This is a genomic window from bacterium (genome assembly GCA_018814885.1).
Taxonomy (GTDB): domain Bacteria; phylum Krumholzibacteriota; class Krumholzibacteriia; order LZORAL124-64-63; family LZORAL124-64-63; genus JAHIYU01.
In genome coordinates this window covers 1-12,980 of the sequence record JAHIYU010000113.1, presented here as the reverse complement: position 1 = coordinate 12,980, position 12,980 = coordinate 1, and the positions used below count along the sequence as shown (strand labels likewise).

At 70.3% G+C, this 12,980-nt stretch carries 11 protein-coding genes; 1 reads left to right on the top strand and 10 read right to left on the bottom strand.

The window, feature by feature from the left end; genetic code table 11:
- The first annotated feature begins 41 nt into the window (after positions 1–41).
- On the top strand, positions 42–995 hold the full coding sequence (locus tag KJ554_07410; protein MBU0742155.1) for a hypothetical protein: 954 nt from the start codon (positions 42–44) through the stop codon (positions 993–995).
- A gap of 91 nt (positions 996–1,086) precedes the next feature.
- Here KJ554_07410 and KJ554_07405 read toward each other — a convergent pair whose 3' ends face one another.
- The 10 genes from KJ554_07405 to KJ554_07360 all read right to left on the bottom strand — a co-directional run.
- A complete protein-coding gene (locus KJ554_07405) occupies positions 1,087–2,847 on the bottom strand; it encodes an NAD-binding protein (GenBank protein ID MBU0742154.1) in 1,761 nt (586 codons plus the stop codon).
- Positions 2,848–3,127: 280 nt separating this feature from the next.
- Positions 3,128–4,429 (bottom strand): glutamyl-tRNA reductase, encoded by a 1,302-nt coding sequence (gene hemA / locus KJ554_07400; GenBank protein MBU0742153.1) that lies wholly within the window; start codon positions 4,427–4,429, stop codon positions 3,128–3,130.
- On the bottom strand, positions 4,426–5,289 hold the full coding sequence (locus KJ554_07395; protein ID MBU0742152.1) for a cytochrome c biogenesis protein: 864 nt from the start codon (positions 5,287–5,289) through the stop codon (positions 4,426–4,428). The genes hemA and KJ554_07395 overlap by 4 nt, the downstream gene beginning before the upstream one ends.
- A 1-nt stretch (position 5,290) precedes the next feature.
- Complete coding sequence (gene hemG / locus KJ554_07390) at positions 5,291–6,745, bottom strand: protoporphyrinogen oxidase (GenBank protein ID MBU0742151.1); 1,455 nt, start codon at positions 6,743–6,745, stop codon at positions 5,291–5,293.
- Complete coding sequence (hemH, locus tag KJ554_07385; protein ID MBU0742150.1) at positions 6,738–7,814, bottom strand: ferrochelatase; 1,077 nt, start codon at positions 7,812–7,814, stop codon at positions 6,738–6,740. The genes hemG and hemH overlap by 8 nt, the downstream gene beginning before the upstream one ends.
- A gap of 17 nt (positions 7,815–7,831) precedes the next feature.
- Positions 7,832–9,208 (bottom strand): oxygen-independent coproporphyrinogen III oxidase, encoded by a 1,377-nt coding sequence (gene hemN / locus KJ554_07380; GenBank protein ID MBU0742149.1) that lies wholly within the window; start codon positions 9,206–9,208, stop codon positions 7,832–7,834.
- 1 nt (position 9,209) lies between these two features.
- The gene (gene hemE, locus KJ554_07375) at positions 9,210–10,241 is read right to left on the bottom strand and encodes a uroporphyrinogen decarboxylase (GenBank protein MBU0742148.1); all 1,032 of its coding nucleotides are present in this window, start codon (positions 10,239–10,241) and stop codon (positions 9,210–9,212) included.
- A 120-nt stretch (positions 10,242–10,361) separates the two neighbouring features.
- Complete coding sequence (gene hemL, locus KJ554_07370) at positions 10,362–11,633, bottom strand: glutamate-1-semialdehyde 2,1-aminomutase (protein ID MBU0742147.1); 1,272 nt, start codon at positions 11,631–11,633, stop codon at positions 10,362–10,364.
- A complete protein-coding gene (hemB, locus tag KJ554_07365) occupies positions 11,630–12,610 on the bottom strand; it encodes a porphobilinogen synthase (protein ID MBU0742146.1) in 981 nt (326 codons plus the stop codon). Before hemB ends, hemL begins: the two co-directional genes overlap by 4 nt.
- A 5-nt stretch (positions 12,611–12,615) precedes the next feature.
- The coding region (locus KJ554_07360) for a uroporphyrinogen-III synthase (GenBank protein ID MBU0742145.1) at positions 12,616–12,980 on the bottom strand (365 nt) is incomplete at its 5' end.

The following is a 12,980-nucleotide window of genomic DNA, read 5'->3' as shown; positions in this document are numbered from 1 at the left end:
TATCGTCGCGGGAGGTGATTCCACAGCCTGGCGAGCGGTGGTTGTTGCGGCATGATGGACGCTGCTATGCGATTCCGGCTGCGCTGGGACGGCGGCTGCGCGAAGGCGAGGACGCTCCCGGCCTGGAGGAGGCGCTGGCGGCCGACCAGGGGCGCCCGGGTCCCGCCGGCGGTCGCACGCTCTGGCTCAAGCTGCCCCTGGTGCCGACCCGGCTGGTGGAGCGGGCGGCCCGGGCGCTCACGGCGCTTGTGTCCTGGCGCGGCTTGGCCCTGTCGGCGTCGATCGGCGGTGTCGGCTATCTGGCAGCGGCGTTGACGGGCATGCCGCCCGGCAGAGACTTCGACTGGCCCGGGCTGGTCCTGTGCCTGGTCTCGGCGGGCCTCGTCCACGAACTGGGCCATGCCGCGGCCCTCGTGCGGGGCGGCGGCCGGCCGGGGGGCGTCGGCATCGGCATGCTGTTCGTCTTTCCCGCCCTGTACTGCGACGTGACCGCTGTCGCCCTGCTGCCGCGCCGGGAGCGCGTGCGGGTGGACGCGGCCGGCGTCGCCTGGCACCTGGCAGCGGGCGGGGGGTTGGCTCTTGGCGGGGTCGTCCTGGGCGTGCCGACGCTGTCGGTGGCGTCGTGGGGCGTACTTGCCGCGGTTGTCTGGAGCCTGTTGCCGTTCTTGCGTACGGACGGGTATTGGCTGCTGTGCGATCTGCTGGGGGCACGTGTTCTGGAAGAGTTGGCCCCGGTGGGGGCGACGTGGCGACTGCGGGCCATCCTGATCGCTTGGCGTGTGGGGTATCTGCTGTTTCTTGGATTTATGACGTCGGTGCTGATCGGTCGGCTTAAGTGGCTGGTTTCACTTTCGGCTACCTGGCGATCGGTTGAGCGAGTTTGCATCATCCTTGTCGTGGCGTTCATTGGGGTGGTGGTGAGTATTCACATGGTGCGAAGAGGCGTATTGCTGGGTCGAGGTGTGTGGCGTGATGCTCGTGGTCGGGTACAGTGATGCAGCCAGCGGGGCCTCGACCTTGCCGCTGTAGCTGATGAAGGCCCGGTAGCGGTAAGCCGTCTCCTCGGTCACTCGGCCACTCCTGTCGTCATCGTCCGGCGCCTTCCCCGATCCGCACCACCTGAAATCCAGCCCTGGCCAGCACCCGCGGCGCGGCGCACACGGCTTGCCGGTCCTTGTCCCGTTCCTCTTCCGGCAAGTCGGCCCACGGCACGAGGCAGGGGTTGGTCTTGTCGGTCTTGAGACCCGGCGCGTAGGTGAATCCGTCCGCGGTCTTGTCCCGTACCCAGCGCTCGTGCTCCATCTCGGCCATGCCCTCGACGTCGTCGCCGGGGAACGTGCGGTACTCCGCTTCCCAGTCGGACAGGGGCACGATGTCGTAGCCGAAGGTCCGCAGCCGCTCGGAGATGTGTACGGTCTGGTCGATGTTTGACTTGCGCAGCTTCGCGTTCAGAGCCGACCACGGCTTCATGGAGGGGTCGGTCAGGTCCACGTTGCCCGTCATGGCCCGGTGGCCCCTGTATTCCTCGTGGATGGCCCGCGCGATCACCACGAACATGTCGTTGTCGAGCAGATCGGCGGTGAGGCACCGGGCGAAGAGACCGAAGGCCGTGATGTTGCCGAACGAACCTTCGTCGTCGCCGGGGCCGGGCAGCAGACGGGTGAGCCCGCCGTCCTCGCGCATGGGCACGATGATGGGAACGCGGCGACCCCGTTCGCGCAGGTGTCGGTGCAGAGCGATGGCTGTCGAGACGCCGTCCGACGAGTCGTCCTGGCAGACGTAGGCCGCGCTCACGTCCGACAGATCCGCATCCATGATCCCGAAGTCGATGCCGAATCCCGCCCCGCCGCCTGCGGCCGGCACGGTCTCGATGCGGCAATAACGTCCGAGCTGCGGATAGCGCTTCAGGAGGGACAACCGCCACGCCGTAGCCCTGCCGTCCACGACGGTGATCCTGATCCTGCCGTCGCGTCGCGAGTGTCGCCAGTCTCCGATGATGCGCATCACGAGATTCTCGCCCAAAAGACCCAGACCCGCGATCAGGACGTGCGGGGGGCTGTCTGTCCGTGATTCGTCCTTGTCGAAGGCCGGATGGGCTTCCAGCACGATGCGGGCGCCGGTCTCGTAGACGTTGATGTACTCGATCTTGAAGCGGCTCGACAGACGGGCGATCAGTTCCTTCTCGCGCAGGTGCCTGCAGAGCCGGATATCCCGGATGTGCACGACACAGGTCAAAGCACTCTTCTTCCGGCCCTCCGCGACGCGTTCGGCGATGACGGCGATGTCGGCGTTCCGCTCGTCCTCCCCGCAGAAGGCGAAGAGGTGGGAGGCTCGCTCGACCCTCGCCCGGTGAAGCAGGCCTGCGTCGGCGGCGTTGCCCAGCAGCACGACCATGCCCCGGCTGCGGCAGACCGACAGGTTCCCGTTATCGGGGTCGCTCTCGATGACCACCACCTTGCGGCCCGAGGCTTGGATCCGTTCGGCCAGGTGCAGGCCCTTCGCGCCCAATCCGCAGACAACCACGTGGTCGCGGTACCGGACCAGCCGAGTCTGCAGCAGCCGGTCCCGGAACACCATCAACACCGCCAGGAAGGCGGCGTATGCCGACACGGCGGGCGCGAGGAAGCGGGCCAGGTCGAGCTGCCAGGGCAGCGGTGGCCTCAAGTCGCCCGCGTTCAGAAAGAATAGTTGCACTACGCGGTATATGATGTCCCGCCACGACATCGGTGATCCCAGCGCATGGCTCTGGATCCGGAACCCGCAGTAGCCGATGACCAGGGCCGCGACCGCCATGACTGCCGGAGGCAGCCAGCGCAAGCGGTGTTTCCTGCCGTCTGCATGTGTCATCTGAGCCTCGTCACGTCGTGGGGATTCCGTAGGGGCATAACACGCGCCGGTCGATGGCTTCCTCGACCTTGCCATTCTACCCTGCGCCGGATGGGCCAACAAGGATCAAGACATGCACGGAAATACACAGGTGGACCCGGGGGATTGGCATCCATGATACGGTAGGCCAGTCCACCCGTTATTGTTTGCTGAAGGCGGATCATGGTCGCAGACTGTCGAGGCTCGGGGAATCAACTCTGTACTTTGTAATCCGGATTGAAATGGAGTGAGTGGCGCCGGTTCACGGCCGATCCTGCTCCCCCGGCGAGAAGATCTCCCGCAGCGTCGCCAGGTGCCGCAGCCGCTCCTCCTCGTTCTCGGAGTTCCTGATGGTCGACACGGACCGCCCCAGCACCTTCTTGATGAACTGCTGCAGGCTCCGCTCCACGGCCGCGGCCACGGCGGCGGACTCCTGCTTGCGGACGTAACCCACCTGCTTCTCCTTGAGCTGCTCGAGATACGCGCGGAACTCGGCGACGGTGGGGCGCAGGTCCACGTCCGCGAGCCAGCCGTGGAACTCGTCCAGCTCGCGCTCGATGATGGCCTCGGCGGCGGGCACGTGCTTGCGCCGCGCGGTCAGGTTGGCGCGCACGATCTGATCGAGGTCGTCCAGGCCGAACAGGAACGCGCCGTCGACGCCGGCGGCGTCGGGATGGATGTCGCGGGGCACGGCGATGTCCAGCAGGAACAGCGGCTTGCCGCGACGGGCGCGCGCCGCTGCGCGGACCATGGCCGCGTCGATGACCGGTTCGGTGCTGCCGGTCGTCGCGAGCACCACGTCGGCGGCGGCCAGCGCCTCGCCCAGCTCCTCCCAGGGGCTCGCGCGCACCAGCTCCCCCTTGCCCTGGTTCAGGTCGTCGGCCAGGCTGCGGGACCGCCCGGGACTGCGGTTGATCACCGTCAGGCCGCCGATGCCGGCCTGCAGGAAGTGGCGCGACGCCAGGGCGCCGGTCTCGCCGGCGCCGACCAGCAGGGCGCGGTGGCGCGAGAGGTCGGCGAAGAACTTGCGCGCCAGCTCCACGGCGGCGAAGGCCACGCTCACCGCGCCGGTCCCGATCTTGGTCTCGGTGCGCACGCGCTTGCCCGCCCGGAAGGCGCCCTGGAAGGCGCGCATGACGACAGGTCCCAGTTCGTGGCGCTCGCGGGCGAAACGGTAGGCGTCCTTGAGCTGGCCGGTGATCTGGGGCTCGCCGATCATCATGCTCTCCAGGCCCGACGACAGGCGGTAGAGGTGCTCCACCGCGTCGCGGCCCTCGAGGCTGCGCGCGTGGGGGCCGAAGAACACGGCGGGGTCGAGGCCGGCCGTCGCCAGGGCGCGCGACAGGGACTCGTCGGCGCGGAAGGACGCGCCGACCTCGAGATACAGTTCGGTCCGGTTGCAGGTGCTGACCGGCACGGCGGAGACGAAGCCCGGCTCGGCCGCGAGAGCGTCCATGAACGCGCCGGCCGCGGCGTTGTCCAGGTGGGCCGTCTCGCGCACCTCGGTCGGCGCCAGGTGGTGGTCGACGCCGCGCATGAACAGCTTGGCGACGTGTTCGATCATACGCCGCCTCCCTGCGTGAAGTCGTGGAAGCTGGGGAAGATGTAGTCGATCACGCTCATGGTCGCGATCACCACCAGATAGGCGGCGATGGCCAGCACGTTCATGCGCCGTCCCCGCCAGCCCCACCAGCGGTGGCCGACGAGCCCCGCCGCGTAGCCCAGGAAGATGACCCACGAGGCCAGGATCTTGGGATCGAAGGGCGTGAGGGTCGCGGCGGTCTGCGGATCGACCCTGTCCGCCAGGCTGTAGAGCCACAGATGACCGAGGCATAGCGATCCGAAGAGCAGCGGCACGCCCAGCTTGGCCGCGCCCACGCTCATGCGCTCCAGGGTCTCCAGGGGCGGCATCCGCCGGAAGAACAGGCCGAACTGCTTGCGGGACAGCTGCCGGATCTGCAGCAGGTACAGGATCGCATAGAGGAAGCTGAGGCTCAGGGCCGCGTACGCCAGCACCACCAGCAAGGCGTGCCCGGCGTAACCGGGGTCCTCCAGCAGGGGGTCGGTGATCTGGCCGCCGTTGGCGATCGCGCTGGCGCAGACCTGCATGATCAGCGCCAGGCCCGTGACAAGGAAACCGGTCTGCCGCACGTCCAGGCGGTGCTCGATCACCGCGTAGATCATCATCAACGCGAGCGCCAGCAGGGACAGGAACTCCAGGGTGGTGGACATGGGCAGACGCCCCTGGGCGACCGTCCGCAGCACCACGGTGGCGACGTGCACGAGGACCGTGAAGTCGAGCAGGCGGCGGCTCCACAGGCGGAGGGCGTCGCGATTCGTCAGGAACAGCCAGAGATAGGCGCCCCAGGTGACCAGGTAGAGCAGGGGCAGCAGCACGTTCGCGGCTGCGATGATCTCGTGCACCTCAGCGTCCTCCTTCCGGACGTTCCAGACTGGCCAGGGCTCGTGCGGCGGTCTTCTCGGCGTCCTTGGCGCAGGCGTTCACCGAGATCCCCCGGTACGAGCTGCCCGTGAGCAGCAGGCCGGGGCATGCCGCCAGCCGGGATTCGATCGCCCGCAGGCGCGCCAGATGGCCGGGCACGTACTGGGCGATGGCGCGCTCGTGGCGGAAGACGGCGGCCAGCTCCGGCGCGCCGCGCAGGCCGAACAGACCGCGCAGCTCCGCGAGGGCGGCGTCGCGCAGCTCGTCGTCGCTCGATTCTAGCACATCGCGGTCGCGCGGGCCGCCGGCCATGGCCCTGATCAGCACCCGACCGGCGGGCGCCCGGTCCGCGAACACGCTGCTGGTCCACAGGGCGCCGAGCAGGCGCCGTCTCTCGCTGGTCGGGATCAGCATGCCGAAGCCGTCCAGGTCGTGGGCGACGTCGGCACGCGCGAAGCCCAGGGCGATCACGGCCATCGGCACGTAGGGGATCGCTGCCAGCTCGTCGCCCAGCGCGGCGTCGAGACCCCGCAGCTGTCCGGCGGCCGCATGCGCCGGCGCGGCGTCGACCACGACCGCGAAGGGTCCGTGCTCGGTGCCATCGACGTAAACACTCCAGACGCCGTCGCGCAAGGCGACCGATGCGACCGGCGCCTCGCGCCTCAGGTCGGCGCGGGTATCGTCCTGCAGGGCCGCAGCGAGCGCCGCGGGCAGGGCCGCCATGCCGCCGCGGAAGGAGTGGAGGGTGCCGCCCGGCCCTGCGTCGGCCCTGCCGCCCTTGCGGCGCGACAGCTTGAACAGGGCCTTGAAGAGCCCGCCGTGGTCGCGCTCCAGCTCCACCATGCGCGGGAAGGCCGCGGCCAGGCTGAGCTCGCGCGCATCGCCGCCGAAGACGCCCTTGACCATGGGATCGAGCATCGTCTCGGCGAACGCGCGGCCCAGGCGCCGGCGGCCGAAATCGTAGACCGTCTCGTCGGTGGACGGCGCGACGTCGGCCCGGCCCAGATCGCGCCGCGGCGGCACGAACAGCTCGCCCAGGATCCGCAGCTTCGCGCCCCAGCCGAACAGGCGGGACCGGAGGAAGGCGGGCGGCGAGGCGGGGATCTCGCACAGGCGTCCCCGCAGCAGCAGGAAGCGCCGGCGGGCGGCGTCGGAGCTGCGCAGCAATTCGTCGCCGAGGCCGAGGCGGTCCACCAGGCGCAAGGTGGCGGGCTCGTTGTCGAGGAAGCCGTTGGGACCCCATTCGAGACGCCAGCCGTCCCGGTCGGTGGTGCGCAGGTTGCCGCCCGGTTCGGCGCCGGCCTCGAAGACGGTCACGCCGAGGTCCAGGCCGCGGTCGCGGGCCCCGTCCAGGATGTGCAGGGCTGTGGCCAGTCCGGCCACGCCGCCGCCGATCACCGCCACGCGGGCGGTTCCGGTTGCGCGGGCGTCAGGCATGGGCGGGCGCCTCCTCCCGGTAGGCCCTGTGCAGCAGGTGCGCCGCGAGAGAGGCGAGCCAGGTGTCGTCCAGGTTCAGGGCGGCGCCGCGGGAGAAGTGGATCACGCCGCCGGCCAGCGCGTCGGCGCGCAGCGCGATGTCGAGTTCGTGCAGGGTCTCGATGTGTTCGCAGGTGAAGCTCACGGGCTGGACGTGCAGGCGGCGGCACCCGGCCCCGGCGAGGCGACGCGTCTCGGCGGGAACGTCCGGCCCGAGCCACTTGATCGGCCCCACGCGGCTCTGGAAGGCCAGCAGGGGCTCGCCGCCGCCGGGCACGCGGTCCAGCCAGTCGTCGTGGCCGGCCATTCGCGCGCGCAGGTCGGCGTGCACCGCGGCGACGGTGGCGCGGGTCCGCTCGAGATAGGGATCGCCGGCCGCGATGAACCTCTCGGGAAGCGAATGGGCGACGAAGAGCAGGGCGCACTCGGCGGGGTCGGCGTCCTCTTCGAGCCAGACGCGCAGGGCCGACGTCGCCGCCGCGGACAGGCTCGCCACCAGCCCCGGCAGGACCGCCCAGTCGGGCAGCACGTGCACGGAAGCTTCGGGGTGCAAGCGCGCGAGCGACGCGAGCACGAAACCGAGGGTGCTGCCGCTGGTGGCGTCGGCGTACTGGGGATACATGGGAATCAGGAGGTACTGGGCCGCGCCGCGCGCGCGCAGTCCGGCCACCGTCTCGTCCGGGAAGGGGTGCCAGTAGCGCATGGCGGCGGCGGGGAGCCACGTGACGCCGCGCGCGGCGGCCGATGCGGTGAGCAGCTCGGCCTGCCTCGAGGTGGTCGTCAGCTGGGGCGAGCCGCCGCCCTGGCCGATCATGGCGTAGCGCGCCTTGACCGCGGGAGCGCGCCGGCGGGCGATGAGCCGCGCGATCAGCGGCGCCACCAGGCGCGGGACCGGGAGGATGCGCGGATCGGCGAACAGGTTGCGCAGGAAGGGCCGCACGTCGTCGGGACCGTCGGGCCCGCCCATGCCGCACAGGATCAGTCCCGCGGGTCGCGCGGGATCGAGCCTGTCCTGTCTGTAGCTGGGCACCTGCATGGTCGTTCCGGTCAGACGGTCCTGCTGAACAACGGCTTGCTGCTGTCGTGGTCGAGGTAGGCGTCCAGCTCCATGCACACGTTGCGCACGAAATGGCGGCCCAGGTCCGTGATCAGCAGACGGTCTTCGGCGAAGGCGACGAAGCCCTCGTCCGCGTAGGGCTTGATGGACTCGAGGCTGCCGGCGAGCAGCTCGTTCGCGGGCGCGCCGAACTCGGGCACGGTCAAGGCGTAAGGCAACTCGTTGTTGCACATCAGGTTCAAGATGGTCAGGCGGCGCAGGCGATCGTCCCCGGTCAGGACGTGGCCGCGCACCACCGGCAGGCGGCCGGCGTCGATCGACGCGCTCCAGCTCTCCAGCCCGGAATCGTTCTGCACGAACCGGCCGCAGACCTCGCCGATGCCGCTCATGCCGAAGGCCAGCATCTGCGGCGCGGGACGGGTCGTGTAGCCCATGAAATTGCGATGCAGGCGCCGCTCGCGCCGGGCGACGGCCAGCTCGTCGCCGCGCTTCGCGAAATGGTCGATGCCGATCCAGTCGTAGCCGGCCCGGTCGAACACGTCGATGGCCAGCCGGAAGAGCTCGAACTTCTCGTAGCCTTCGGGCATGCGCGTGGTATCGACCTTCCCCTGGTCGGGCCTGACCCACGGCACGTGGGCGTAGCTGAAGCAGGCCGCGCGATCGGGCGCCAGGGCGACGACCTCGCGCAGGGTGTCGGCGAAGCTGTCGCGCGTCTGGCCGGGCAGTCCGTAGACCAGGTCCACGTTGACGCCCTCGAAACCGGCCTCGCGGCAACCGTGGTAGACGCGCAGGGTGCGCTCGCGCGACTGGAGGCGGCCGATGGCCTTCTGCACGTCCGGTTCGAAGTCCTGGACGCCTAGGCTGATGCGGTTGAAGCCGACCGACTGCAGGTGCCGCGCCTGCTCCGGCGAGCCGATGCGCGGGTCGATCTCCAGGGAGACCTCCGCGTCCGGCGCCACGTCGAAGCGGTCGCGCAACAGACCCAGGGCGCGTTCCACCTGGTGCGGCTTGAGATAGTTGGGCGTGCCGCCGCCCCAGTGGATCTGCACGGTGCGCCGGCCGCGCCCGATGATGTCGACCACGGCGTCGATCTCCCGCTCCACGCGGTCGAGATACGCGTCGACCGCGTTCTTCTCGCGCGTCATGACGGCGTTGCAGCCGCAGTAATGGCAATGCTTGGCGCAGAAGGGCAGGTGCAGGTAGATCGACAGCTCGTCTTGGGGGCGCCCGGCCAGCTCGCGCAGCGCGTCGCGGTAGTCGCTCTCGTCGAAGTCGCGGCTCCAGACCGGCACGGTCGGGTAGCTGGTGTAGCGCGGGCCGGGGACGTCGTGTCTGGCCAGCAGCTCGCGGGTGACGTGCACGGTCATCTCAGTTCCCCTCGCGATGACCCTGGACCGTCTCGACCAGGACCTCGACGGCCGCGACCGGCGTCTGCGGCAGGATGCCGTGACCGAGGTTGAAGACGTGCCCCGGCGCCGTATCGCCGCGGCGGCAGATCTCGAGGGCGCGGCGGCGGATCTCCTCGTGCGCGCCGAGCAGCACCAGGGGGTCCAGGTTGCCCTGCACCGGACGGCCCAGCCGGCCGGCGGCCTCCGCGAGGTCGAGGGTCCAGTCCAGTCCGAAGGCCTCGCACGGCAGGGTCCCGACCAGATCGAGCAACGGCGCCGAGCCCTTGAGGAAGTAGACGCGGGGGACGGTGCCCGCGAGACCGTCGATGATCTTGCGGAGGCCGGGCAACGCCACCGCCGCGTAGTCCTGCGGGTGCAGGATGCCGCCCCAGGTGTCGAAGAGCTGCACGGCGTCGACGCCGGCGTCCACCTGCATGCGCAGGTAGTCGAGGACCTGGTCGGCCAGCTTGTCCAGCAGTTCGCGCAGCAGGTCGGGCCGCGTGTAGAGCATGGTCTTCAGGTGCCGGAAATCCCTGGAGCCGCCGCCTTCGATCATGTACGAGGCGAGGGTCAGCGGCGCCCCCGCGAAGCCGATCAGAGGCGTGCGGCCGCCCAGCTCGCCCTTGATGAGTCCGATCGCCTCGGCGACGAAACCCGCGCCCTCCCGCGAATCGACCACGCGCAGCGCGCGCACGTCCGCCTCGTCGCGCACCGGCCGCTCCATCTGCGGACCGCTCTCGTCGAAGACGAAGGGGGCACCCATCGGCGCCAGGGGGATCAGGATGTCGCTGAAGAGGATGGCCGCGTCGAAACCGAAGCGCCGGATGGGCTGCAGGGTCACCTCGCAGGCCAGCTCGGGCGTCCGGCAGAGGTCGATGAACGGGGTTTTCTCGCGCAGCGCCCGGTATTCCGGCAGGTAGCGCCCCGCCTGGCGCATGATCCAGATGGGACGGCGCGCGGCGGGTTCTCCCCGCAGCGCTGCCAGGTAGGGCGACCCTGTGGTCGTGTTCATCCGCTCTCCTCTTGCCGCTGGTTGCGTCCAATCACGAGGTCAAAGGTAGTGCATCGGCCCCGTCCTTGTGTCACGGGATCGTCATATCGTTGCATGATTTCGAGATTGCTTTCTCGCCGCTCAGAGCCCCGCGAGGACGTCCTCGACGGCCTCGAGGGTCCGGTCGAGGTCGGCGTCGGTGTGGGCCGCCGACACGAAGCCGACCTCCCAGCCGGACGGCGCCAGGTAGACGCCCCGCTCCAGCAGGGCGCGGTGCATCGCGCCGTAGCGGCCCATGTCGCCGTCGACCCGGTCGAAACGTACCGGCGCGGGATCCTGGAACACCGTCCAGAACAGCGAGCCGACCCGCACGACCGAGGCCGTGACGCCCGCCTTCGCCGCCGCGTCCCGCACCCCCTCGGCGAGTCGGGCGGTCTTGCGCTCCAGTCCCTCGTAGAAACCGGGGCGGCCGGTCTTCTCCAGGGTGGCCAGACCGGCGGCCATGGCCACCGGGTTGCCGCTCAGCGTCCCGGCCTGGTAGACGGGGCCGTCCGGCGAGACGTGCGCCATGATCGCGGCGCTCGACGCGTAGGCGCCCACGGGCATGCCGCCGCCGATGATCTTGCCGTAGGTGGCCAGATCCGGCGTGATGCCGAACAGTTCCCGCGCACCGCCGCGCGCCACCCGGAAACCTGTGATGACCTCGTCGAAGATCAGCAGCGCCCCGTGCGCGGCGGTCAGGTCGCGGCAGAGTCGCAGGAACGCGCGCGTCTGGACCAGCAGTCCGGCGTTGGCCGGTATCGGCTCGATGATCAGGGCGGCCAGCCGGTCGCCATGCTCGACGAAGAAGGCGCGCAGGGCGTCCTCGTCGGCCAGGGGCAGCACCGCGGTGTGGCGGGTTGAATCGGCGGGCACGCCGCCGCTGCTGGGCGTGCCGAAGGTGGCCAGGCCGCTGCCGGCGCTGACCAGCAGGTGGTCGGCGTGGCCGTGGTAGCAGCCCTCGAATTTCAGGATCAGGTCGCGCCCGGTCGCCCCCCGCGCCAGGCGGACGGCGCTCATCACTGCTTCGGTGCCCGAGCTGACGAAACGCACGCGGTCGAAGACGCCCACGCGCTCGAGGAAGGCCTCGGCCAGCAGCACCTCGCGGCGGCTCGGCGCGCCGAAGCTGCAGCCCTCGCGGACCGCCTCCTCGATGGCCTCCTGCACCTCGGGGTCGGCGTGGCCCAGGATCAGCGGCCCCCAGCTCTGGCAGTAGTCGACGTATTCGCGGCCGTCCTCGTCGGTGAAGCGCGCGCCCCGGGCGCTGCGGAAGAAGACCGGGTCGCCCGGCACCGACTTGAAGGCCCGCACCGGCGAGTTCACGCCGCCGGGCAGGGCGGCCCGGGCGCGCGTCCACCAGGAGGCGTTGCTCATCGGATCCAGCCCCCCCTCAGGGCGTCGCGGCCGTGGTAGGTGATGATCAGGTCTGCGCCCGCGCGCCTCATCGCCAGCAGGTTTTCGGTGACGATGGCCCGCTCGTCGCAGTAGCCGGCGGCCGCGGCGGCCTTCACCATGGAGTACTCGCCGCTGACGTTGTAGCAGACCACCGGGCAGAGGGCCTCGGCGCGTACGCCGCGCACCACGTCCAGGTAGGCCAGGGCCGGCTTGACCATGACCATGTCGGCGCCCTCCTGCATGTCGAGGATGCACTCGAGCAGGGCCTCGCGGCCGTTGCGGAAGTCCATCTGGTAGGTCTTGCGGTCGCCCTGGGGCGCGCTGTCGCAGGCGTCGCGGAAGGGACCGTAATAGGCGCTGGCGAACTTGGCCGAGTAGGCCAGGATCGCGGTGTTGACGAAGCCCTCATCGTCCAGCAGGTCGCGGATGGCGCCCACGCGGCCGTCCATCATGTCGCTGGGGCTGACCATGTCGGCGCCGGCCCGGGCGTGTGTCAGGGCCATCCGCGCGAGCTGCGCAACCGAGGTGTCGTTGACCACCACGCCGTCCTCGAGGAAGCCGCAGTGCCCGTGGCTGGTGTAGGCGCAGAGGCAGACGTCGGTGATCAGGACGACCTCGTCGCCGAAGCGTTCGCGCAGGGCGCGCAGGGCGCGGGCCACCACGCCGTTCTCGTCGACGGCGGCCGATCCGGTATGGTCCTTGGCGGCCTCGTCGGGGATGCCGAAGAGCAGGTGGCTCTTCAGGCCCAGCTCCACGTCGGCGGCGATCTCCTCGACCAGCTTGTCCGCCGACACGTGTGTGACGCCCGGCATGCTGGCGATCTCGTCGACGTGCCCCTCGCCCTCGACCACGAAGTGGGGGGTGATCAGGTGACGGGGCGAGATGTCGGTCTCGGCGACGATCTCTCGCATCAGGGGCGAGACGCGCAGGCGCCGCGGGCGTTGGATCAGTTCCATGTCGTTTACTCCGGGGGATCGGGTGAATCATGTAGCTCCAGGCCGCAGGCCCGGGCCATCCCCTGCAGGGACGGCTCGTCCGCGACGGTGACCTGAAGACCGGCCCGGCGGCAGGCGACGGCGGTGGTCTCGCCGATGGCCACGCAGGCCGGTCGCTCGGCGTAGGCGGCGACGAACGCGTCGACCGCCGAAGGACTGCAGAAGAATACCACGTCTCCGTCCGCGGGGGGCGCTTCGGGCAGATCGGAAGCCGGCACGCCCACCGTGCGGTACAGGGGCAGCTCCGTGACGGCGAAGCCGGCCGCCGCCAGGGTCGTGCGCGGCTCGGCCAGGCGCTTTTCGGGCCCCGGCAACAGGACTGCGGCCGTCG